The organism is Streptomyces sp. NPDC001270, from assembly GCF_042896695.1.
Taxonomy (GTDB): domain Bacteria; phylum Actinomycetota; class Actinomycetes; order Streptomycetales; family Streptomycetaceae; genus Streptomyces.
The window spans coordinates 233819-256619 of record NZ_JBIAXM010000010.1 but is presented as its reverse complement, the minus strand read 5'-3'; the positions used below and the strand labels follow the sequence as shown (position 1 = coordinate 256619).

23 protein-coding genes are annotated in these 22801 nt (G+C 71.9%); 16 read left to right on the top strand and 7 right to left on the bottom strand.

The window, feature by feature from the left end; all coding sequences use genetic code 11:
• The first annotated feature begins 108 nt into the window (after positions 1-108).
• Entirely contained in the window at positions 109-765 is a 657-nt protein-coding gene (locus ACFY2B_RS19360) for a trimeric intracellular cation channel family protein (RefSeq protein ID WP_390764303.1), read from the top strand.
• On the opposite strand, the gene ACFY2B_RS19355 is transcribed toward ACFY2B_RS19360, so the two are convergent.
• Positions 674-1903 (bottom strand): alpha/beta hydrolase, encoded by a 1230-nt coding sequence (locus ACFY2B_RS19355; protein ID WP_390764302.1) that lies wholly within the window; start codon positions 1901-1903, stop codon positions 674-676. The genes ACFY2B_RS19360 and ACFY2B_RS19355 overlap by 92 nt on opposite strands.
• A gap of 210 nt (positions 1904-2113) precedes the next feature.
• Here ACFY2B_RS19355 and ACFY2B_RS19350 point away from each other — a divergent pair, with 210 nt between their 5' ends.
• Positions 2114-2977: a thioesterase family protein gene (locus tag ACFY2B_RS19350; RefSeq protein WP_390764301.1), complete on the top strand. Its 864-nt coding sequence runs from the start codon at positions 2114-2116 to the stop codon at positions 2975-2977.
• Between the two features lie 262 nt (positions 2978-3239).
• On the opposite strand, the gene ACFY2B_RS19345 is transcribed toward ACFY2B_RS19350, so the two are convergent.
• A complete protein-coding gene (locus ACFY2B_RS19345) occupies positions 3240-3875 on the bottom strand; it encodes a TetR family transcriptional regulator (protein WP_390764300.1) in 636 nt (211 codons plus the stop codon).
• Positions 3876-4011: 136 nt separating this feature from the next.
• On the opposite strand from ACFY2B_RS19345, the gene ACFY2B_RS19340 reads away from it, so the two are divergent.
• The 3 genes from ACFY2B_RS19340 (at position 4012) to ACFY2B_RS19330 (ending at position 5828) form a co-directional block, all read left to right on the top strand.
• A complete protein-coding gene (locus ACFY2B_RS19340; protein ID WP_390764299.1) occupies positions 4012-4179 on the top strand; it encodes a hypothetical protein in 168 nt (55 codons plus the stop codon).
• Between the two features lie 110 nt (positions 4180-4289).
• On the top strand, positions 4290-4556 hold the full coding sequence (locus tag ACFY2B_RS19335; RefSeq protein ID WP_390764298.1) for a DUF4190 domain-containing protein: 267 nt from the start codon (positions 4290-4292) through the stop codon (positions 4554-4556).
• A 108-nt stretch (positions 4557-4664) separates the two neighbouring features.
• On the top strand, positions 4665-5828 hold the full coding sequence (locus ACFY2B_RS19330) for a cysteine desulfurase family protein (protein WP_390764297.1): 1164 nt from the start codon (positions 4665-4667) through the stop codon (positions 5826-5828).
• Between the two features lie 110 nt (positions 5829-5938).
• Here ACFY2B_RS19330 and ACFY2B_RS19325 read toward each other — a convergent pair whose 3' ends face one another.
• Together ACFY2B_RS19325 and ACFY2B_RS19320 are read right to left on the bottom strand one after the other, a co-directional pair.
• Entirely contained in the window at positions 5939-6898 is a 960-nt protein-coding gene (locus ACFY2B_RS19325) for an asparaginase (RefSeq protein ID WP_390764296.1), read from the bottom strand.
• A 232-nt stretch (positions 6899-7130) separates the two neighbouring features.
• On the bottom strand, positions 7131-7817 hold the full coding sequence (locus ACFY2B_RS19320) for an N-acetylmuramoyl-L-alanine amidase (RefSeq protein WP_390764295.1): 687 nt from the start codon (positions 7815-7817) through the stop codon (positions 7131-7133).
• 60 nt (positions 7818-7877) lie between these two features.
• Between ACFY2B_RS19320 and mnmA the strand changes: the two genes are divergently transcribed.
• Positions 7878-9008, top strand: a complete 1131-nt coding sequence (mnmA, locus tag ACFY2B_RS19315; protein WP_390764294.1) for a tRNA 2-thiouridine(34) synthase MnmA — start codon at positions 7878-7880, stop codon at positions 9006-9008.
• 153 nt (positions 9009-9161) lie between these two features.
• Here mnmA and ACFY2B_RS19310 read toward each other — a convergent pair whose 3' ends face one another.
• On the bottom strand, positions 9162-9938 hold the full coding sequence (locus ACFY2B_RS19310) for an alpha/beta fold hydrolase (protein WP_390764293.1): 777 nt from the start codon (positions 9936-9938) through the stop codon (positions 9162-9164).
• Between the two features lie 53 nt (positions 9939-9991).
• Positions 9992-10330: a DUF427 domain-containing protein gene (locus ACFY2B_RS19305; RefSeq protein ID WP_376532799.1), complete on the bottom strand. Its 339-nt coding sequence runs from the start codon at positions 10328-10330 to the stop codon at positions 9992-9994.
• 51 nt (positions 10331-10381) lie between these two features.
• Here ACFY2B_RS19305 and ACFY2B_RS19300 point away from each other — a divergent pair, with 51 nt between their 5' ends.
• The 10 genes from ACFY2B_RS19300 to gatB all read left to right on the top strand — a co-directional run bounded on the left by ACFY2B_RS19300 (position 10382) and on the right by gatB (position 22075).
• Positions 10382-10921: a TIGR00730 family Rossman fold protein gene (locus ACFY2B_RS19300; protein ID WP_390764292.1), complete on the top strand. Its 540-nt coding sequence runs from the start codon at positions 10382-10384 to the stop codon at positions 10919-10921.
• A gap of 27 nt (positions 10922-10948) precedes the next feature.
• Positions 10949-11638, top strand: a complete 690-nt coding sequence (locus ACFY2B_RS19295) for an SDR family oxidoreductase (protein WP_390764291.1) — start codon at positions 10949-10951, stop codon at positions 11636-11638.
• 162 nt (positions 11639-11800) lie between these two features.
• Positions 11801-12808: a methionine synthase gene (locus ACFY2B_RS19290; RefSeq protein WP_390764290.1), complete on the top strand. Its 1008-nt coding sequence runs from the start codon at positions 11801-11803 to the stop codon at positions 12806-12808.
• A gap of 15 nt (positions 12809-12823) precedes the next feature.
• The gene (gene ligA / locus ACFY2B_RS19285) at positions 12824-15016 is read left to right on the top strand and encodes an NAD-dependent DNA ligase LigA (RefSeq protein ID WP_390764289.1); all 2193 of its coding nucleotides are present in this window, start codon (positions 12824-12826) and stop codon (positions 15014-15016) included.
• A gap of 260 nt (positions 15017-15276) precedes the next feature.
• Complete coding sequence (locus ACFY2B_RS19280) at positions 15277-17526, top strand: putative bifunctional diguanylate cyclase/phosphodiesterase (RefSeq protein ID WP_390764288.1); 2250 nt, start codon at positions 15277-15279, stop codon at positions 17524-17526.
• A 362-nt stretch (positions 17527-17888) separates the two neighbouring features.
• Complete coding sequence (locus ACFY2B_RS19275) at positions 17889-18380, top strand: cupin domain-containing protein (protein ID WP_390764287.1); 492 nt, start codon at positions 17889-17891, stop codon at positions 18378-18380.
• 133 nt (positions 18381-18513) lie between these two features.
• On the top strand, positions 18514-18810 hold the full coding sequence (gene gatC / locus ACFY2B_RS19270; RefSeq protein ID WP_360958720.1) for an Asp-tRNA(Asn)/Glu-tRNA(Gln) amidotransferase subunit GatC: 297 nt from the start codon (positions 18514-18516) through the stop codon (positions 18808-18810).
• 2 nt (positions 18811-18812) lie between these two features.
• Positions 18813-20306 (top strand): Asp-tRNA(Asn)/Glu-tRNA(Gln) amidotransferase subunit GatA, encoded by a 1494-nt coding sequence (gene gatA / locus ACFY2B_RS19265; RefSeq protein ID WP_390764286.1) that lies wholly within the window; start codon positions 18813-18815, stop codon positions 20304-20306.
• A complete protein-coding gene (locus tag ACFY2B_RS19260) occupies positions 20303-20545 on the top strand; it encodes a hypothetical protein (RefSeq protein WP_376532782.1) in 243 nt (80 codons plus the stop codon). The genes gatA and ACFY2B_RS19260 overlap by 4 nt, the downstream gene beginning before the upstream one ends.
• Before the next feature lie 15 nt (positions 20546-20560).
• The gene (gene gatB / locus ACFY2B_RS19255; RefSeq protein ID WP_390764285.1) at positions 20561-22075 is read left to right on the top strand and encodes an Asp-tRNA(Asn)/Glu-tRNA(Gln) amidotransferase subunit GatB; all 1515 of its coding nucleotides are present in this window, start codon (positions 20561-20563) and stop codon (positions 22073-22075) included.
• A gap of 336 nt (positions 22076-22411) precedes the next feature.
• On the opposite strand, the gene ACFY2B_RS19250 is transcribed toward gatB, so the two are convergent.
• Positions 22412-22636, bottom strand: coding sequence for a hypothetical protein (locus ACFY2B_RS19250; protein WP_390764284.1), 225 nt, complete (start codon positions 22634-22636; stop codon positions 22412-22414).
• Positions 22637-22801: the final 165 nt, after the last annotated feature.

Genomic DNA, 22801 nt, shown 5'->3' with positions numbered 1-22801 from the left:
GCGAACGGGAGAGTGCGCGGGGCGCGCTCTCCCGTTCTGTCTGTACCGGGACGGGCCGACCACCTTGGTTTGCAAGGTGCATGCCGTTCTCTAGGTGAGAATGGCAGGGTGTTCCAGCAATTCTTCAGCCCTTCCGTCCAGCACGCCATCGATGTCGCCGGCATCTTCGTCTTCGCGATCTCCGGTGCGCTGCTGGCCGTCCGCAAGAACTTCGACGTCTTCGGCATCGCCGTGCTCGCCGAGGTCACCGCGCTGGGCGGCGGACTGTTCCGTGACGTGGTCATCGGAGCGGTGCCGCCGGCCGCCTTCACCGACCTGGGCTACTTCACCACCCCGTTGCTCGCCGCCCTGCTGGTCGTCTTCCTGCACCCGCAGGTGGAACGCATCCAGGTCGCGGTCAACGTCTTCGACGCGGCGGGCCTCGGCCTGTTCTGCGTGGCCGGGACGACGAAGGCGTACGCCTACGGGCTCGGCCTGACCGCGTCCGCGGCCCTGGGCGTCGCCACCGCGGTCGGCGGCGGCGTGCTGCGCGACGTACTCGCCAACGAGGTCCCCTCCCTGCTGCGCTGGGACCGCGATCTGTACGCGGTCCCAGCGATCGTTGGCGCCGCCCTGGTGGCGCTGTGTCTGCACTACTCCGCGCTGACCTCGCTCACCAGCGCCCTCGCGGCCGTCACCGCCTTCGTCCTACGCCTGCTCGCGATGCGTTTTCACTGGCGAGCGCCGCGTGCGTGGAACCGGCGGTCGACGGTGGCGGAGGAGTAGTGCCGCCGCCGACGCGGTGCCGGCCCATCTGCACCGTCAGCCAGCGGAACGCCTCCGGCACCTGGGGCCGCCACAGTGCCATGGTGTGGCCGCCCGCACTGCGCGGCAGATACACCACGTGCACGGTCGTCGGAGCTTTGGCCACCGCTTCGAGGGCCACGCCCGCCTGGTAGCCGTCGCCGGACTCGCCGGAGAGGTAGAGCGCGATCCGCGGCGGCACCGGGGCCTGCTTCAGCAGCAGGTAGGGGTTGTTCTCGGCGCGTACGGTCGGGTTCTGGGACGCCAGCGAATTCCGTTCACCGATCGGGTCGTTGTAGCCGGACAGGCTCACCGCGGCCCGGTAGCGGTCGGGGTGGGCCACGGCCAGCTTCACCGCGCAGTGGGCGCCCGCCGAGTACCCGGCGGCCGCCCAGCCCGACGGCGCGGTCTCGGCGCGGAAGTTGTCCATGACCATCCTGGGCACGTCGATGCTCAGCCAGCTGTCGGCGTTCACCGTGCCCGGGATGTTCGCGCAGCCCGTGTCCACCCCGGCCAGCAGGTTGGTGCGCGGCGCCACCAGGATGAACGGCGCGACCTGGCCGCTCTCCATCAGCGGCAGCAACTGCTCGTGCGCCTTCATCGAGCCGAACCACGCCTTCGCCGAGCCGGGGTAGCCCGGCAGCAGCTCCACCACGGGGAACTTCCGGTTCCGGTAGGCGGGCTGGCCGTACTGGGGCGGCAGCCAGACGTAGACCTCGGCGTTCACTCCGGACACCCGGCCCTTGAGCTGGGTGACACGCACCCCGCCGGCCGCGTGCATGCCGGGTCCGTCGGCCGCCTGGAACGCCTGCTTCACCCGGGGCAGCCGCGCCAGCGCCATTCCACCGGTGCCGTCCCGGCCGAGGTTCGCGGCCTGCTGCACGTGGTTGCCGGTGCCGAACAGGTCGGCCCAGTTGTCGTACAGGTTGTTGGAGTTGTTGACCAGGACGAAGACCAGGGTCACGGCGGTGCCCTGGGCGAACAGCAGCATCAGCACCCGGGCGGCGACGCGCAGGGCCTTGGGCCCCCGCATCCGCGACCACAGGGCGAGCGGCAGGATGAGGGCGACGACACTCAGCACGAGGGTCGTGTAGAGGAACGCAGTCCCGGTGAGGCTCATGTCCCGATAGAGGGGGGAGCGGGCCCCCGGGTTTCGGGCGTGTCCGGACACTTACCGAGATATTGCCGGAACCTCACTCAGCGGACCGATCGTCGGTTGATCGGATTACCTCGATCTGAGCACCCCGATCGGATCACTCCGGACCGGATCTGCGGCTGGGCGCCTCTTCAAAAGCTACCGCTTAGTAGTTTTATGTTCTATGGTTCGGGTATGCGAGACGTGACCACCGCTTCCGACCGCCGGGCCGTGTCCGACGGCAGTGAGTTCGACCGTGACACGGCCGTCACCCGGCGCACGCCCGGCGTCTACGACATCGGCCTCTCGGCGGGCTGGACGATCGCCGGCGCGGTCAACGGCGGCTACCTGCTGGCCGTCCTCGGCCGTGCCCTCGCCGACACCCTGCCGCATCCGGACCCCTTCACGATCTCCGCGCACTACCTGACCGCGTCCCGGCCCGGTCCGGCCGTCGTCCGCACCGAGACCGTGCGCACCGGCCGCACCCTCTCCACCGGCCAGGCGTCCCTCTTCCAGCGCGACGACCGCGGCGACGAGGTCGAACGCATCCGCGTCCTCGCCTCCTACGGCGATCTCGACGCGCTCCCGGACGACGTCCGTACGGCCGCGACGCCGCCCTCGATGCCGCCCATGGATCAGTGCTTCGGCCCCGAGGACGGCCCGGCCGCCGGCGGGAGCGCGGGGCCGGCCATCACCGACCGGCTCATGCTGAGGCTCGACCCGGCCACGGTCGGCTGGGCGGTGGGCGCGCCCTCCGGAAAGGGGGAGATGCGCTCCTGGTTCGCCCTCGCGGACGGCCGGGACGCCGACCCGCTCTCGCTGCTGCTCGCGGTGGACGCCCTGCCGCCCACCGCCTTCGAACTCGGCCTGTCGGGCTGGGTCCCCACGGTCGAGCTGACTGTGCACGTGCGCCACCGTCCGGCGCCGGGCCCGCTGCGGGTGTCGATCACCACGCGCAATCTGGCGGGCGGCTTCCTGGAGGAGGACGCCGAGGTCTGGGACGGCGCGGACCGGCTGGTTGCCCAGTCCCGGCAGCTGGCCCGGGTCAGGCTCGGCTGATCCGGGCCCGATCGGGTCCGACCCGGCTGATCCGGGCCCGGTTGAGCCTGATCGGGCTGATCCGGGTCGGGCTGGGCCTGATCCGGCTGATCCGGGCTCGGTTGAGCCCGGCCGGGGCCGAGCCGGCCCTCGGTTGAAGTGTGTCCCGGCGGAGCCGAGTCTCGGCCGAGGTGTGTCCCGGCGGAGCCGAGTCTCGGCCGAGGTGTGTCCCGGCGGAGCCGGGTCTCGGCCGAGGTGTGTCCCGGCCGGGCCGGGGTTCGGCTCAGTCCCGCCAGTGCCGGCACCCCAGGCTGATCAGCCGGAGTCGGCGGACCGCGACCTGTGCGACGCGTTCGCGCTCCGCCTCCGACGCGTCCGGCTCCTCCAGGGCCTCCAGGAACAGCGAGGCGGTGGCGATCATCTGGTCGACGTAGAGATGGGCCAGCATCAGCAGGTCGTCGTCGTCCCAGCCCGCTGTCTCCGGGTCCTTGGACAGTGCGGTCCGTACCTCCGCGGCGAACAGCGCCAACTGGTCCCGGATCGCCGTGCGCACCGGCTGCACCCCGCCGTGCCGCTCGCGGGCGATGAAGCGGATGTGTGCGGGGTGTGCCCGCACATGATGTTCGATCAACTGCACGGCGCGCGCGATGCGTTCGTCGCTGCCGCCGGCCGCGGACACCGTCGGGCCCACCATCGGGTGCAGGCTGCCGAGGGCCTCGTCGACCAGCGCCACCCCCAGGTCCGCGGTCGAGTGGAAGTGCCGGTAGAAGGCGGTCGGGGCGACTCCGACGACCCGGGCGACCTCGCGCAGGCCCAGGCTGCTCAGGCTCTGTTCCTCCAGCAGTTCCAGCGCCGCGTCCAGGAACGCCTGCCGGGTCTTCTGCTTCTGGGCCTGGCGGACGCCGACGGTGTGACTCATGTCATCCAGTTAACAGATGTTCTCCGGAATTGGGAAGCGGATCCCGGCGCTAGACTCCATAGTCAGTGAACAACTGTTACTACAGTCGTTCACCGATGTTGTCGCACGCGAGTTCTTCCGGAGGGGAACGCATCCCATGCTGTTCATCGTCGCCGCACTCCTGCTGCTGGGCGTCGTGATGGGCACCGTCGCCCACGCGCCGCTGCACCTCACCGCCACCGCGGCCGTCGTCATCGCCGTCTGGCTCGGAGTCTTCGCGCTCCGCGAGCGCCACGCCCGCCGTCACACATCCTCGGCCGACTGACCCCGGCGCCCGGCGCCCGGCGCACGGCGCCGCGCTCCCCGACCGACACCATCGCCCCTGCCCGCCGCCCGCGGCGCACCGCCGACCCCGACCCTCGGGAGCTGACCATCATGCACCTCACCGCACCGGCCATCCGCCGCCCCGGTACGCGCGACGCCGACGGCATGGCCGTCGCGTCCTTCATCCTCGGCCTGCTCGGCCTCCTCGTCCTCAACCTCGTGCTCGGCCCCATGGCCATCGTGCTGGCCGGTGTCGCCCTGTGGCGCGGCACCGCCCGCCGGGGCCGCGCCCTGCTCGGCCTCACGCTGGGCATCGCCGACCTGCTGGTCCTGCTCACGTTCGTACAAGCGGACGGCACGGTGTCCTGGAGCTTCTGAGGCCCCGCGGCTTCCTGCCTGGGGTTTCCGCGGTCCTGAAGTCGCCGGCCGGTCGACGCCAGCACCCCCTGAGTCCGCCCGGAAGGGCCCCGTAGAATCGGCCTCACCATGGCATACCTCGACCACGCCGCGACCACTCCGATGCTGCCGCAGGCGGCGGAGGCACTCACCGCCCACCTGAGCATCACCGGCAACGCCTCCGCGCTGCACGCCTCCGGCCGAAAGGCCCGCCGTACGGTCGAGGAGTCCCGCGAATCCCTCGCGGACGCGCTGGGCGCCCGCCCGAGCGAGGTCGTCTTCACCGCCGGCGGCACCGAGGCCGACAACCTCGCGGTCAAGGGCCTGTACTGGGCACGCAACGCCGCCGACCCGCGTCGCACCCGCGTGCTGTCCAGCCCCGTCGAGCACCACGCGGTCCTCGACGCCGTCCACTGGCTCGGCGAACACGAGGGCGCCACCGTCGAGTACCTCCCCGTCGACCGGTACGGCCGGGTCCATCCGCAGGCGCTGCGCGAGGCCATCGCCCGCAACCCCGACGATGTCGCCCTGGCCACGGTCATGTGGGCCAACAACGAGATCGGCACCGTCCTGCCGGTCCGTGAACTGGCCGAAGCGGCAGGGGAGTTCGATGTCCCGCTGCATGCCGACGCGGTGCAGGCGTTCGGTCAGGTCCCGGTCGACTTCGCCGCCTCCGGGCTCGCCGCGATGACCGTGTCCGGCCACAAGATCGGCGGCCCGTACGGCGTCGGAGCGCTGCTCCTCGGCCGTGAACACACCCCCGTACCCGTCCTGCACGGCGGCGGCCAGGAACGGCACGTCCGGTCCGGCACCCTGGACGTCCCGGCCATCGCCTCCTTCGCGGTCGCCGGGCGGCTGGCGGCCGGTCAGCGCGAGTGGTTCGCCCGTGAGATCGGCGCCCTGCGCGACGAACTCGTCGCGGCCGTCCGCTCGGCGGTGCCGGACGCGATCCTCGGCGGCGACCCCGTGGACCGGCTGCCGGCCAACGCCCACTTCACCTTCCCCGGCTGCGAGGGCGACTCCCTGCTGCTCCTGCTGGACGCCCAAGGCATCGAGTGCTCCACCGGCTCCGCCTGCACCGCGGGCGTCGCCCAGCCCAGCCACGTGCTGCTCGCCACCGGCACCGACCCGGACCTGGCCCGCGGCACCCTGCGCTTCTCCCTGGGGCACACCTCGACCCAGGCCGACGTGGACGCGGTCGCCAAGGCCATCGGCCCGGCGGTCGAGCGCGCCCGCGCCGCCGGTCTGGTCTAGGGCGGCCGAGGAACGACGGGTCGTCGCTGCTCGCCGACCGAGGCGATGGGCCCGGTGGCGCGGAGCCCGGTGACTCGGACCACCTCACCTCGGACCTGCGCGTGCGGGACCTACGCGTGCAGGATCTGCGCGGGGCGCACCGCGCCGACCGGTCTGCCGTGTCCGAGGACGGGTGCGGTGGCCAGTTCGGCGAGGGCCTCGTCGGCGTTCGTGTCGACCCCGAGCCGACGCAGTGCGGCGATCATCACGACGGGCCGGGCCCGGGCGGAACCGTCGGCGATCTTCAGGGCGACGGACGAGCCGTCGGGGAGCGCCAGGGCGTAGACCCCCTCCGCGCCGTCCTTGGCGACCGATCCGGGCAGCGCGCGCAGGAGCCGGGTCACGTCCCGGCCGGTTCCGCCCACGTATGCGGCATGCTCCCGCATCGCCCGGGCGACCCGCCGCTCCGCGGAACCGGCCGGACCCGTCGCCACTCTGGCGAAGGCACGCGCCAAGCCCTGGTAGCCGATGGCGAACAGCGGTGCGCCGCAGCCGTCCACACCGGTCGCGGCGATCTTCTCCCCGGCCAGGTCCTCGACGGTCTCGTGCAGCGCGCGTTGCAGGGGGTGGCGCGGATCCAGGTACGTCGCCGGGTCCCAGCCGTTGGCCACGCAGGTGGCGAGCATCGCGGCGTGCTTGCCGGAGCAGTTCATCGTCAGCGGGGTGGGCACGCCGCCGTCCGCGAGGTGGGCGCGCAGCGCGGCTTCCCCGATGGGCAGCCCGGCCGTGCACCGCAGGGCACCGGTGTCGAGCCCGACGCCCGTGAGGATCCTGCGTACGCCGTCGAGATGGAAGGCTTCGCCGGAGTGGCTGGCGCACGCCAGCGCCAGCAGTTCGCCGTCCAGGTCGAGGCCGGCGCGCAGCATGCCGAGTGCCTGGAGCGGTTTGTTGGCCGATCTCGGGAACATCGGGCGGTCCGGTTCACCGACACTCAACACGGTCTGCCCCTGCGGGCCCGCCGCGTGGACCGTTCCGTGGTGCACCGACTCCAGGAAGTCGCCGCGCCAGACCTCCGCCACCACTTCGTGCACAGCGCGCTCCTTTCTGCCCAGCCGTCTCTCCGCCAGGTCGTGTCCGCCGAGTCGTGTCTCTGTCAGGTCGTGCCTCTGCCCGGTCGTGTCTCTGTCCGGTCGTGTCTGCCATCGGCCGTCCCAGCCGGGTCTCCGTACGGACTTCTCCGCCGGATCTCCGTCCGGTCGTCTCTCGGTCGCACCGCGTCCGGTCATCTCGCGGTCGCACCGCCGAGCGCCCTCGACGCCGGTCTCACGCGGTCGGGGTCGGCGAAGGCGTCTTCTTCAGGACGGCCGACGCCTCGCGCACCAGCTTCATGTACCGGTCCCAGTCCCAGTACCGCCCCGGATCCGTGTGGTCCGTGCCGGGCACCTGCGAGTGCCCGATCACATGCGTCCGGTCGACCGGTATCCCGTACCGCCCGCATATCGCCGCCGTCAGCCGCGCGGAAGCCGCGTACATCTCGGCCGTGAGGGAGGAGGGGTCCTCCACGAACCCCTCGTGCTCGATGCCGACGCTGCGTTCGTTGTACTGCCGGTTGCCCGCGTGGAACGCCACGTCCTGCTCGCGCACCAACTGGGTCACCTGACCGTCCTGGCGCACGATGTAGTGCGACGCGGCTCCGTGCCCCGGGTCCTGGAAGACCTGCACCGCACCGCGGTAGCCGCCCTCTGTGACATGGATCACCACCCGGTCTATCCGGTAGTCGGCCGGCCGGTCCGCCTTCCGGTAGTTCGCCGTGGACGCGGCCACCCACTGCGCGCCCCGGAAGTCCACCACGCCCGCCGCCCGCGGCCGGTCCACCCCTGGTAGCCGCCACCACAGTCGGGACAACTCGTCGCGGGCCAGCGCCGCCGTGCCCACCGCCGCCGCTGCGCCGCCGATCAGCAGGGCACGCCTGCCGAGGCGCCGGTCGATGTCGTTCTCTCCTACCCCCATGTGATCGTCAACGGATACCCGCGGGCCCCGGTTCCCGCATCCCCGTACTCTGGAGGGGCTATGACTGACACCCCGCAGCGCTCCCGCCCCCTCCGCGTCCTCGCCGCCATGTCCGGCGGCGTCGACTCCGCCGTCGCCGCGGCCCGCGCGGCCGAGGCGGGCCACGACGTGACCGGCGTCCACCTCGCGCTCTCCGCGAACCCGCAGTCGTTCCGCACCGGCGCGCGCGGCTGCTGCACCATCGAGGACTCGCGTGACGCCCGCCGCGCCGCCGACGTCATCGGCATCCCGTTCTACGTCTGGGACCTCGCCGACCGCTTCCGGGAGGACGTGGTCGAGGACTTCGTCGCCGAGTACGAGGCCGGCCGCACCCCCAACCCGTGCCTGCGCTGCAACGAGAAGATCAAGTTCGCCGCGCTGCTCGACAAGGCACTGGCACTGGGCTTCGACGCGGTGTGCACCGGCCACTACGCGAAGGTCGTGACGCACGCCGACGGCAGCCGGGAGCTGCACCGCGCCTCCGACCTCGCCAAGGACCAGTCGTACGTGCTCGGCGTGCTGGACGACCGGCAGCTGGCGCACGCGATGTTCCCGCTGGGGGACACGGTGACCACCAAGGACGAGATCCGCGCCGAGGCCGAGCGCCGCGGCCTGGCCGTCGCCCGGAAGCCCGACTCGCACGACATCTGCTTCATCGCCGACGGCGACACCCAGGGCTTCCTCGCCACCCGCCTCGGCCGTGCCGAGGGCGACATCGTCGACGAGTCCGGCACCAAGGTGGGCACGCACGAGGGCGCGTACGGCTTCACCATCGGCCAGCGCAAGGGGCTGCGCATCGGCACCCCGGCTCAGGACGGCAAGCCCCGCTACGTCCTCGACATCTCCCCGGTGACCAACACCGTGACGGTCGGCCCGGCCGCCGCCCTGGACGTGACCGCGCTGACCGCGATCAAGCCCCGCTGGTGCGGCACCGCCCCGGTCGGCCCCGGCACCTACTCGGCCCAGCTGCGCGCGCACGGGGACGAGACCGAGGTGACCGCGGAACTGGTGGACGGCGCACTTCAGGTGTCGTTCGCGGCCCCGGTCCGCGGGGTCGCCCCCGGCCAGGCCGTGGTCCTGTACGACGGCACGCGCGTGGTGGGTTCGGCGACGATCGCGTCGACCACGCGCGCGAGGCCGGCGACGGTGTAGCCGGATCACGGATCGCACGCCGCACGGATCGCACGCCGCACGGCACGCACGCCGCACGGCGAAGAACTCATTCCGGGGCGAATGGCCCATATGATCCGAACGATCCGAATGGTGCCGATGCCCGCTACGGGGCGGTCGCTACAGGACGACCCGCTACAGGGCGAAGAACTCCACCAGCACCGGCGCCAGCACGTCCGGGTCCACCCGGTGCGTCTGGTCCTCCAGGGTGAGGAAGGTCCCCTTGGGGGCCGTGTCCGCCACCTCCGCGACCGCCGTCCGCAGCCGGCCGGGGCTCGCTCCGCCCGCCACCGCGAGCACCGGCACACCGATCGACGAGATCCGCTCCCGCGGCAGCAGACCGCCGCCCATCACGGCGTCGTCGTACGCCAGGGTCGGCGCGATGGCCTCCATGTCGGCCCACATCGGGGACTGCCGGGCACCCTGGATCATCTGCTCGGCCAGCCCGGTCAGCCGCAGGAACAGCTCGACCGCGTCCCCGTGTCGCCCCTCGGCCAGGGCCTCGGTGAGCCGCTCGGTGTACTCGGCGTGCTCCTTCTCCCCGCCGGGCCCGGCGAACGGCGGCTCGTACACGGCCACCTGACGGACCGGCAGCCCGCTCGCCGCGGCCTCCAGTGCCAGCGCGCCGCCCGACGAGACGCCGTAGAGCGCCGCCTCGCCGCCCACCGCCTCGATCAGGGCCGCCAGGTCCTCGATCTCGCGGACGACGGCGTACGGCGGCGTGTCGCCGCTCGCGCCGCGGCCCCGGCGGTCGTACGGGACGACGGTGAAGCGGTCCGCCAGCCGGGTGGCCAGCGGCGCCACCGTCGCACCCGTCGACATCGCGCCGCTCACGAGGACGACCGCAGGACCCCTTCCGGAGCGCTGGTACGCGATGGGCGTGCCGTCAGGCGAAATGATCTGCTTGTCCATGCCAGTGCAGACTGCCACCCGGCGGGCGCGTCATCGGTCACGACACTTCGGCGTCACGCCGTTTCGGCGGGCGACACCTCCGCCTCGTAGAAGCACAGGTGGTCCTTGATCCGGGCCACCTCGTCCTTGGGCTGCGGATAGCCCCAGACGAGGTCCGGGGCGTCCGGCAGCGACCAGTAGGACGCCGTGCCCTTGAAGGGGCAGTAGGTCTGGGTGTCGGAGGGGGTGAGGAGGTCGAGGCGCACGTCCTCGGCCGGGATGTAGTACCGCACGGGACTGCCGGTCTCGCGCAGCACCAAGGGGTGGTCGGTCTCGGCGAGCACCTGGTTCCCGTGCACCACGCGCACGTGCTGCTCGCCCTGCTCGATGGTGATGGTGTGTCCTTCGGCCATATCCGAACAGCACCCGCGGGCGCCGGGTTCTTCCCGCGTACGGTGGAGCCCATGAACATCTGCGTCTTCCTCTCCGCCGCCGACCTCGACGACCGCTACACGCGCCCCGCGCGCGACTTCGCGAGGCTGCTCGGCAAGGGCGGCCACACGCTGGTGTGGGGCGGCTCCGACGTCGGTCTGATGAAGGTGGTCGCGGACGGCGTGCAGGAGGCCGGCGGCAGGCTGCTCGGGGTCTCCGTGGAGTTCCTGGCGGCGAAGGCGCGGCCCGGCGCGGACGAGATGGTGACCGCCAAGGATCTCGGCGAGCGCAAGCGGCTGCTGCTGGAGAAGGCCGACGCGGTGGTGATCATGGTGGGCGGCACCGGGACGCTCGACGAGGCCACGGAGATCCTGGAGCTGAAGAAGCACGGGCACACCGACAAGCCGGTCGTGCTGCTCAACACCGCGGGCTTCTACGACGGCCTGAAGGAGCAGTTCCGCCGGATGGAGGCCGAGGGCTTCCTGCCCCGTCCCCTGAGCGACCTGGTGTTCTTCGCCGAGGAGCCGGTCGGTGCGCTGGCCTACCTGGAGGAGAGCCGGGGCACGGGATGACGCGTCGCTGATGCGAGCATGGCCCGTATGTCTACTCATGTGATCACCGGGGCCGGCTCCGGCATCGGCGCGGCCGTGGCGCGGCGCCTCCACGCGCGCGGGGACGACCTCGTCCTGCACGTGCGCGACGCGGGCCGTGCGAAGGACCTCGCGGCACGGTTCCCCGGGGCGCGCACGCTGGTCGGCGACCTCGCCGATCCGGACAAGCTGTCCTGGGCCTTCTCGCACCAGACGCTCCCGGACCGGGTGGACACGCTGCTGCACGTCGCGGGCGTGGTCGACCTCGGCCGGGTGGACGAGCTGACCCCCAAGTCCTGGCGGCACCAGCTCGGCGTCAACCTGCTCGCGCCCGCCGAGCTGACCCGGCACTTCCTGCCCCAGCTGCGTGCCGCCCGCGGGCACGTGGTGTTCGTCAACTCCGGGGCGGGTCTGAGCGCCCACGCCGGCTGGTCCGCGTACGCCGCTTCCAAGCACGGCCTGAAGGCGCTCGCCGACGCCCTGCGCGAGGAGGAGCACGACAACGGTGTCCGGGTCACCTCCGTCTACCCCGGCCGCACCACCAGCCCCATGCAGGCCAAGGTGCACCAGCAGGAGGGCAAGGAGTACGACCCGGCCCGGTGGATCGACCCCGAGTCGGTCGCCACGGCGGTCCTGATGGCCATGGACCTGCCCCGGGACGCGGAGGTCAACGACCTGACGGTGCGGCCGGGCCGGTGACGGTGTGGTGACGGGGTGTGACCGACGCGAGGAATCCCGCCCCCGCCCGGGCCGTCCCCGGGTGCCGCCGGCGCCGGGCCCCGAGGGGTCGGGCGGTGGGTGCGCGCGGGCCCGGGTCAGGGGGCGGAGCCCCTGGGGCCCCGTACCGCATACGCTTCCGGCGTGAGTGAGAACAGCGAGTTCAGGTTCCCGGGCGCCACCGGCGTCGGGTCCATGCCCGGAACGGACGCGCGGGAGGCGGCCAAGACCGTCACCGGCAGCTTCGAGGACTTCCCGTTTCTGCCCGAGCTGCCCGCCCGCGGGCCCGGAGCCGACATGATCGGGCGGACCGCGGGCCTGCTCGTCGAGCTGTACGCGCGCGTGGAGCCCAGCGGCTGGCGGATCGGCGACCGGCCGGGCCGGGACACCAAGCGGGCGCGGTCCTGGCTCGGGGAGGACCTCGACGCGCTGGAGGAGCTGACCCAGGGCTACGAGGGCGACCTCAAGGTGCAGGCGGTCGGGCCGTGGACCCTGGCCGCCGCCCTGGAGGTGAGGAACGGCGAGGCCGCCCTCTCCGACCCCGGCGCCTGCCGCGACCTCGCCGCCTCGCTCGCCGAAGGGCTGCGTCTGCATCTCGCCGCGGTGCGCCGCCGGGTGCCGGGCGCCAGGATCGTGCTCCAGCTCGACGAGCCGTCCCTCACCTCCGTGCTGCGTGGACAGGTCCGCACGGCCAGCGGCTACCGCACCCACCGCGCCGTGGACCGGCAGATCGTGGAGGCCGCCCTGCGGGACATCGTCGCCGTGCACGGTGACGGGCCCGTCGTGGTCCACTCCTGCGCGCCGGACGTGCCCTTCGCGCTGCTGCGCCGCGCGGGCGCCGCCGCCGTCTCCTTCGACTTCTCGCTGCTCACCGAGCGTGACGACGAGGTGATCGGGGAGGCCGTGGAGGGCGGTACGCAGCTGTTCGCCGGTGTCGTGCCGTCCGTGGACGGCCCGTTGTCAGACCCTGCCGGTAGCGTCATGGGTGTCAGGACGCTGTGGCGCAGGCTGGGGCTGCGACCTGGGCTGCTCGCGGACGCGGTCACGGTCACGCCGACGTGCGGTCTCGCGGGCGCTTCGCCCGCGTACGCCCGCGCGGCGCTCGCCCACTGCGTCCGGGCGGCGAGATCCCTCGCGGACAACCCAGAGTAACGGGAGGACAACACGGTGGCCGGCGACAAGCAAGCGGAGACGACAGTGCCCGCCGAGGCACGCGAGCAGCACGCGCGCCTCGCTGAGCAGATCGAGGAGCACCGCTTCCGGTACTACGTGAAGGACGCGCCCGTCGTCAGCGACGCGGAGTTCGACCGACTCCTGCGTTCCCTGGAGGCGCTGGAGGCGGAGTATCCGGAACTGCGCACACCCGACTCGCCGACCCAGAAGGTCTCGGGGTCGTACGCGACGGAGTTCACCGCGGTCGAGCACCGCGAGCGCATGCTCTCCCTCGACAACACCTTCAACGACGAGGAACTCGCCACCTGGGCCGACCGCATCCACCGTGAACTCGGCGACCAGGACTACCACTTCCTGTGCGAACTGAAGGTCGACGGACTCGCGGTCAACCTCACCTACGAGCGCGGCCGGCTCACCCGCGCGGCGACCCGCGGCGACGGCCGCACCGGCGAGGACATCACGCCCAACGTCCGCACGATCGCCGAGATCCCCGACCGGCTGCACGGCGAGCGGGTGCCCGACCTCGTGGAGATCCGCGGCGAGGTCTTCTTCCCGATGGAGAAGTTCCTGGAGCTCAACGAGCGCCTGGTCGCGGCCGGCGACAAGCCGTTCGCCAACCCGCGCAACGCGGCCGCCGGTTCACTGCGCCAGAAGGACCCGCGCGTCACCGCGAGCCGCCCCCTGCACATGGTCGTCCACGGCATCGGCGCCCTGGAGGGCTACTCGGGCTTCAACCGCCTCTCCCACGCCTACGACCTGCTGGGAGGCTGGGGCCTGCCCACCTCCCCGCACAACCGGGTGGTCGACGACCTCGACGGGGTGCGGGAGTTCATCGCCTACTTCGGCGAGAACCGCCACTCCGTGGCGCACGAGATCGACGGCGTGGTCGTCAAGCTCGACGAGATCCGCCTCCAGGGCCGCCTCGGCTCCACCGCCCGCGCCCCGCGCTGGGCGATCGCGTACAAGTACGCGCCGGAGGAGGTCAACACCAAGCTCGTCGACATCAAGGTGGGCGTCGGACGCACCGGCCGGGTCACGCCGTACGCCCAGGTCGAGCCGGTCAAGGTCGCGGGCTCCGAGGTCGAGTTCGCCACCCTGCACAACCAGGACGTGGTCAAGGCCAAGGGCGTCCTCATCGGTGACACGGTGGTGCTCCGCAAGGCCGGTGACGTCATCCCGGAGATCCTCGGCCCGGTCGTCGACCTGCGCGACGGCAGCGAGCGGGAGTTCGTGATGCCCACCGAGTGCCCGGAGTGCGGCACGCCGCTGCGCCCCATGAAGGAGGGCGACATCGACCTCCGCTGCCCCAACGCGCGCGCGTGCCCGGCCCAGTTGCGGGAGCGCGTCTCCTACCTCGCCGGCCGGGAATGCCTGGACATCGAGCACTTCGGCGAAGTGGCGGCGGCGGCGCTCACCCGCCCGCTGGAGCCCGCCGAGCCACCGCTGAAGGACGAGGGAGACCTGTTCGACCTCACGGTGGACAAGCTGCTGCCCATCACGGCGTACGTCCTCGACCCGGACAGCGGCCTGCCCAAGCGGGACCCCAAGACCGGCCAGGAGAAGGTCGTCACGGTCTTCGCCAACCAGAAGGGCGAGCCGAAGAAGAACACCCTCGCGCTGCTGGAGAACATCGAGGCGGCCAAGGCCCGCCCGCTCGCCCGCTTCCTGAACGGGCTCTCCATCCGGCACGTCGGACCGGTTGCCGCCCAGGCACTGGCCCGCTCGTTCCGTTCCGTGGACCGCATCGAGCAGGCGTCCGAGGAGGAACTGGCGAACATCGAGGGTGTCGGCCCGATCATCGCCGCGGCGGTCAAGGAATGGTTCACCGAGGACTGGCACCGCGAGATCGTCCGCAAGTGGAAGGCGGCCGGAGTCCCGCTGGAGGACGAGGCGTCGGGCGAGGAGGAGGGCCCGCGTCCCCTGGAGGGCCTCACCGTCGTCGTGACCGGCACCCTGGAGAACTTCACCCGGGACGGCGCCAAGGACGCGCTACAGAGCCGTGGGGCCAAGGTGACCGGATCGGTGTCGAAGAAGACCGCGTTCGTCGTCGTGGGTGACAACCCGGGTTCGAAGTACGACAAGGCCATGCAGCTGAAGGTGCCGGTTCTGAACGAGGACGGCTTCGGCGTCCTGTTGGAACAGGGGCCGGAGGCGGCGGCCGAAGTCGCCCTTCCGACCGCGGAGTAGCGGTTGAAGGCCACCCGATCGGCGCATATCAGATGCATACGGGTGGCCGGGGCGCATTCGGGCAACCGTCGACGACCGCTGCCCGTGAAAGCCTTCTGCGGCCTACTGTTGAGATGTGCGCCTGCCGTGCCCAGCTGCGGTCGGGGCATCCGCGTGCCCTCGAACGGCACGGGGACGGGTTGTTCCAACGCGGAGCCGTCGACGGATCTCGGGCGTCGGGCCGCGTGGCGTGGGCACCGCCGGCTGTGAGAGGGACGGGAATGGAACCGACCGAGAGCGCCGCCCCGGACTTGCGGCTGTGGCTGCGCAGAGCGGTCGCGTGGCGGGGGAGCCGGTGGCCGGGACAGGCCGCGGAGCGCGCGGGCGCCGTCGCACGCGCCGCCGCACCGCACATGGTGCCTCGGGCAGGCACCGTTCCCCTGGTCGTCGGCGCACCAGGCGCACCCGGGCCGGCCGGCTCCGACCACGAACGCCAGCCGGCCTGGCCCGCACTGCCCGCCGCAGTCGTCGCGGCGGCCGCGTTCCTGCTGGGCGCCGGGTTCTACCGGGCGTTCACCGACAACCACGCCCTCTTCCCGTCCGGCACCGTCGGCTGGTCACTGGCGGTACTCACCGGCATCATCGTCGGCCACCTCGTCATGCTCGGCCGCGCCCGCTGGTGGGGCGGCACCGGCTCCGGCGCCGCCCTCACCCTCGCCGTGCTGCTGCTCTACGGCTGGCTGCCCGCCGGCATGGTCAGCCTCACCGTCGTCGTCCTGGTCGGCATAGCCCGCCGGCACCGCTGGCGCCAGGGCGTGCTGCACGGCTCGGTCGACATCCTCGGCATCGGGGCCGCCGCCCTGCTGCTCGGCGCCTGCGGCCGGGTACCGACCGTCGAGGACCCGTGGAGCCCCGACCACTGGAGCGTCACCGCCGTCCCCGAGGTGGTGCTCGTCGCGGCGGCCTACCTGGCCGTCACCCGCGTCCTGCTGTGGTATCTGAGCGCCCCGCGCGGCGGCGGTCTGCCCACCGTCGCCCGCACCGCCCTGGTCAGACAGGGCCTGGTCGCGGTCGCGCTGCTCGGCATCGCTCCGCTGATCTGTGTGGTGGCGGTCGCCCGGCCGGTGCTGCTCCCGCTGTTCGCCATCCCGCTGATCGCCCTCGACTCCACCCTGTGGATCGCCCGTGCCCGGGCCGAGGAACAGCTGCGCGACCCGCTGACCGGACTGCCCAACCGGCAGTGGCTCCTGGAACGGATCTGGACGGCCCTCGACGACGCCGAACGCATCGGTGCCCGGTCCGCCCTCATGCTGATCGACCTCGACCGGTTCCGGTCGGTGAACGACACCCTCGGGCACCTCGCCGGAGACCGGCTGCTGCTCCAGATAGCCGAACGGCTGCGCCTCGCGCTGCCGCGCGGCGCGGAGGCCGCACGCCTCGGCGGCGACGAGTTCGCCGTCCTGCTGCCGGTCGCCGACTCCACGACGTCCGCGACCCGGGTCGCCCGCAACCTCGTCACCGCGCTCAGCTCGCCGCTCGACCTCGACGGGCTCACCCTCGTCCTGGAGGCCAGTGCGGGCGTCGCCGTCTTCCCGGACCACGCGCTGGACGCCGAAGGCCTGCTGCGCCGCGCGGACGTGGCGATGTACCAGGCGAAGCGGGACCGCACCGGCGTCGAGGTCTACGAGTCCAAGCGGGACTCCAACACCCCGGACCGGCTCGGGCTGCTCGGCGATCTGCGCCGGGCCCTGGACGCGCACGAGGTCCAGCTGCACTACCAGCCCAAGGTCCGCTTCGACGGGCAGGTCGCCGGGCTGGAGGCGCTGGTGCGCTGGGTGCACCCGGAACGCGGGAAGGTACCGCCGGACGAGTTCATAGCGATCGCCGAGTCCTCCGGGCTGATGCCCCTGCTGACGGAGTACGTGCTGGAGACCGCGCTCGGGCAGGTCGCCAAGTGGCGGGCCCAGGGGCTGCGGGTGCCGGTGGCCGTGAACGTCTCCCCCCGGGACGTCCACACGCCCGGCTTCGCCGGCTCGGTCGCCGCCCGGCTGGCCCGGCACGGAGTGCCCGCGGGAGCGCTCCAGCTGGAGATCACCGAGCACGTCCTGCTGGAGGACCCGCAGCGCGCCGCGGACACGCTGGCAGGGCTGACCGGGCACGGCGTGAAGATGTCCCTGGACGACTTCGGCACCGGGTACTCCTCGCTGGTGCATCTGCGCCGGCTGCCGGTCAGCGAGCTGAAGATCGACCGGTCCTTCGTGGCACGGCTGGCCGTCGACACCGAGGACGCGGAGATCGTGCGCTGCACCGTCGACCTGGCGCACTCGCTGGGCCTGCTGGTGGTCGCCGAGGGCGTGGAGGACGACGAGACCTGGGAGCGGCTGCGGGACCTCGGCTGCGACGCGGTGCAGGGATGGCTGGTCGCCGCGGCGATGCCGCCCGACGAGACCACGGCCTGGCTGCTGGCGCGCGGATCACGGGGATGGCAGCGGCCCCGGGCCGCGCTGCCGGCGGCAGCGGCCGACGACTGAGCCCTCCACCGGGGGTTCCGCCCTGGGCCGCTGTTCGTCCGGGGTCCGGGGCTCGGTCTTGGGTCGTTGTTCGTCCGGGGCTCGGTCCTGGATCGTTGGTGGTCCGGGGCTCGGTCCTGGGCCGATGGTGGTCCGGGGACGCTCGGTCCTGGATCGTTGGTCGTCCGAGGCTCTGCTCTGGGTCCCTGTTCGTCCGCGTTGCGCCGTGGCCGGCCGCTCCCCCCCCAGTTCCCGGCTTCGCCCGAACAGCGGAACCCTCGGTTCCGCTGTTCGGGCAGCGGAACCCTCGGTTCCGCGCGCATCTTCGGGGTCGGCGGCCCGGTACCGGAAGACCCCGCCCCTCACCGACGGAGGATGCACGGATGTCACTGTTCGTTCCCAGGTTCGACGACTCGGTGGTCGTGCGCGACGCCGCCGCCGAGGTCGTCGACGGCGATCCCGTCGCCGTACGACTGCTGGCCGACAGCAGTGCCGTCGGCGGCGCGCTGTCCACCGTACGGGTCACCCTGGCGCGCGGCGCCGACGGCGCCCGGCCGCACCTGCACCACAACTCCGCCGAGATGTTCTACGTCCTCGACGGCGCCGCCGAACTGCTCTCCGGCGACGACATCGTCACCGCCGGACGCGGCGACCTGGTCGTCGTCCCACCGGACAAGCCGCACGCCTTCGCCGCCGTCCCCGGGAGCACCGCGGACATCCTCATCGTGATCACCCCGGGCGTCGAACGCTTCGAGTACTTCCGCCAGCTCCGGCGCATCCGGCTCGGCGAGGCCACCCCGGAGAGCCTGCTGGAGGTGCAGGAACTGTACGACAACCACTTCCGGCGGAGCGCGGCCTGGGACGGCCGCCGCTGAACCCGCCGCCCGGCCCGGCCGGCACCGAGCCCGGGACCGGGGAGCCCGGCCCGGGAAACCGTTTCACAGTCAGTGCGGCGGGCCCCATAGGATTGACCCCAAAACACACACACTCACCCCAGAGGATCGCTGCATGCCTGGCATCACGCGCGAGGAGGTCGCCCACCTCGCCCGGCTGGCGCGTCTGGAGCTGAAACCCGAAGAACTCGATCACTTCGCGGGCCAGCTCGACGACATCATCGGCGCGGTCGCCCGCGTCAGCGAGGTCGCCGACCAAGACGTACCGCCGACCTCGCACCCGCTCCCGCTGACGAACGTCATGCGCGCGGACGAGGTCCGTCCCTCGCTCACCCCCGCGCAGGCGCTCTCCGGCGCCCCGGCCCAGGAGCAGCAGCGTTTCAAGGTGCCGCAGATCCTGGGGGAGGAGTGACCATGACGGACATCATCAAGCTCACGGCCGCCGAGACCGCCGCGAAGATCGCCTCCGGCGAGCTGACCGCGGTCCAGGTCACCGAGGCCCACCTCGCCCGGATCGACGCCGTGGACGAGAAGGTGCACGCCTTCCTGCACGTCGACCGCGAGGGCGCCCTGGCCCAGGCCCGGGCCGTCGACGCGAAGCGGGAGCGCGGCGAGAAGCTGGGCCCGCTGGCCGGCGTCCCCCTCGCCCTCAAGGACATCTTCACCACCGAGGGCGTCCCGACGACCGTCGGATCGAAGATCCTCGAAGGCTGGATCCCGCCGTACGACGCGACGCTCACCAAGCGGCTGAAGGCCGCCGACGTCGTCATCCTCGGCAAGACCAACATGGACGAGTTCGCCATGGGGTCCTCCACCGAGAACAGCGCCTACGGCCCGACCGGCAACCCCTGGGACCTCACCAGGATCCCCGGCGGCTCCGGCGGCGGCTCCAGCGCCGCGCTCGCCTCCTACCAGGCCCCGCTCGCCATCGGCACCGACACCGGCGGCTCCATCCGCCAGCCGGCCTCCGTCACCGGCACGGTCGGCGTGAAACCGACGTACGGCGCGGTCTCCCGGTACGGCATGGTCGCCTTCTCCTCCTCCCTCGACCAGGGCGGCCCCTGCGCCCGTACGGTCCTGGACGCGGCCCTGCTGCACGAGGTCATCGCCGGGCACGACCCGATGGACTCCACCTCCATCGACGCCCCCGTGCCGCCGGTCGTCGAGGCCGCGCGCAACGGCAGCGTCGCGGGCATGCGCATCGGCGTGGTCAAGCAGTTCCGCGGCGAGGGCTACCAGGCCGGTGTCGTCCAGCGCTTCGAGGAGTCCGTCGAACTGCTGAAGGAGCTGGGCGCCGAGATCGTCGAGCTGGACTGCCCGTCCTTCGACCTCGCCCTGTCGGCGTACTACCTGATCGCGCCGTCCGAGTGCTCCTCCAACCTGGCCCGCTTCGACGGCCTGCGCTACGGCCGCAGGACCGGCGACGACGGCGGCCACTCGGCCGAGGAGGTCACCTCCCTCACCCGTGAGGCGGGTTTCGGCGCCGAGGTCAAGCGTCGCATCATGCTCGGCACGTACGCCCTGTCGAGCGGCTACTACGACGCGTACTACGGCTCCGCGCAGAAGGTCCGCACGCTCATCACGCGCGACTTCGAGAAGGCGTTCGAGCAGGTCGAGGTGATCGTCTCACCGACGACCCCGACCACCGCCTTCCCGATCGGCGAGCGCGCCGACGACCCGATGGCCATGTACCTCGCCGACCTGTGCACCATCCCGACCAACATGGCGGGCAACGCGGCCATGTCGCTGCCCTGTGGCCTCGCCCCCGAGGACAACCTCCCCGTCGGCCTGCAGATCATCGCCCCGGCGCTGAAGGACGACAGGCTGTACAAGGTCGGCGCCGCCGTCGAGGCCGCCTTCGTGGAAAAGTGGGGGCACCCGCTGCTGGAGGAGGCTCCGTCGCTATGAGCAAGGCACTGTCCAAGGCCAAGGGCTTCAAGAACACCAAGCCCGGTACGTACATGTCCATGGCCACCACCGCGTTCGGTGCGGTCGGCGTCGCCAAGCAGATCAAGAAGGCCCGTGCCGAGCACGACACGCTGCGCCTGATCGACGCCACCGTGTCCGCCGTCGCGATCGTCACCGGCCTCGCCCTCCTCTACCGCGAGCTGAAGCGGCTGGGCGACGACGACGTCCTGCTGGGCTGAGAGGGAAGTTTCACCGTGACCATCACGACCGACCTGGTGTCGTACGAGGACGCGCTGGCGTCGTACGACCCCGTCATGGGCCTCGAAGTCCATGTCGAACTCGGCACCAAGACCAAGATGTTCTGCGGGTGCTCCACCGAGCTGGGCGCCGAACCCAACTCGCAGACCTGCCCCACCTGCCTCGGCCTGCCCGGCGCGCTCCCGGTCGTCAACGAGACCGGCGTCGAGTCCGCGATCAAGATCGGTCTCGCGCTGAACTGCTCGATCGCCGACTGGTGCCGCTTCGCCCGGAAGAACTACTTCTATCCGGACATGCCGAAGAACTTCCAGACCTCCCAGTACGACGAGCCGATCGCCTACGACGGCTACCTCGACGTACAGCTGGAGGACGGCGAGACCTTCCGGGTGGAGATCGAACGCGCCCACATGGAGGAGGACACCGGCAAGTCGACGCACGTCGGCGGCGCCACGGGCCGTATCCACGGCGCGTCCCACTCTCTGCTGGACTACAACCGCGCGGGCATCCCGCTCATCGAGATCGTCACCAAGCCGATCGTCGGGGCGGGCGAGCGCGCCCCCGAGGTCGCCCGGGCGTACGTCCGTGAGCTGCGCGAGGTCATCAGGGCGCTCGGCGTCTCCGAGGCCCGCATGGAGATGGGCCAGATGCGCTGCGACGTCAACCTGTCGCTGATGCCCAAGGACGCCGACAAGTTCGGCACCCGCTCCGAGACGAAGAACGTCAACTCGCTCAGGTCCGTCGAGCGCGCCGCCCGGTTCGAGATCCAGCGGCACGCGGCCGTGCTGTCGTCCGGCGGCACGATCGTGCAGGAGACCCGGCACTTCCACGAGGACACCGGGTCGACGACCTCGGGCCGGGTGAAGGAGGAGGCCGAGGACTACCGGTACTTCCCGGAGCCCGACCTGGTCCCGGTGGCCCCCGCGCGTGAGTGGGTCGAGGAGATCCGCACCGCGCTGCCCGAGCTGCCGCTGGTCCGCCGCACCCGTCTCCTCGCGGAGTGGGGCATCTCGGTCACCGACATGCAGGCGATCCTCAACGCGGGTGCGCTGGACCCGATCGTCGCCACCATCGACGCGGGTGCCGACGCCGCCTCCGCCCGCAAGTGGTGGATGGGCGAGCTGGCGCGCAGCGCCAACGAGTCCGGGGCCGCCCTCGACGAGCTGGCCATCACGCCCGAGCAGGTCGCCCGCGTCACCCAGCTGGTCGCCTCCGGCGATCTGAACGACAAGCTGGCCCGCCAGGTCATCGAGGGCGTCCTCGCGGGCGAGGGCACCCCGGACGAGGTCGTCGACAAGCGCGGCCTGAAGGTCGTCTCCGACGACTCGGCGCTCGGCACGGCCGTCGACGAGGCCATCGCCGGCAACCAGGCCATCGCGGACAAGATCCGTGGCGGCAAGGTGGCCGCGGCGGGGGCCCTGGTCGGCGCGGTCATGAAGGCCACCCGGGGCCAGGCCGACGCGGCCCGCGTCAAGGAACTGATCCTGGAGAAACTGGGCGTCAGCGAAGCCTGATCCCCACCACGCACCACCGCCCCGGGGGACGCACCACCCCACCCCATCCCCCGGGGCACCCCCCAATAGCAACGCGGCAAACTGCACGTGACCGACCCCTGTTTCAGGGGCGCGGGGAACTGCGCGACTGGCCCCTGTTTTTTTGGGGGGCGCGGGGAACTGCGCGAAGGACCCGCATGCACCCGCACTCGCATTCGACTCCCCGGGTCGCACGGCGGGTGGGCGCCTGCTCGGGCAGCGCCTTTCCGTCGCGAGTTGGGGCGGCGGGCCCCTGTTTTTTGGGGGCGCGGGGAACTGCGCGAAGGACCCGCACGCACCCGCACCCGCAATCGCTCCTCAGGTCGCACGGCGAACCGCCGCGGGGAACGGCCCCCTACACCCCGCCTGGCAGCAAGCCACCACCGGCCCCGACGGGCCAGACCTCGGCCGAGCGTGCGAGCCCATCTGGTTCTCGACGATCCAGCGGACGTCGTAGCGGTTGCTGCGCGAGTGACGCGGATGGGTCGGACGCTCACTCAGATCGCCGGACGAGTTCTGAGTGGTGATGTTGATGTCGGACACCGGTGAACGGGCTCCTCGTGCCGTAAGGACGGTAATTCATCCGGGAATTGGATGCGGAGAAGCTCGGTCGGACCGTCAAACAATGCGCCTGCAATGCGCCTGCTTGGATCTACGGCGATGAGCCGGCTGCCCTGTTGGAACCAACGCCCGGGACGGTAGCGGTCG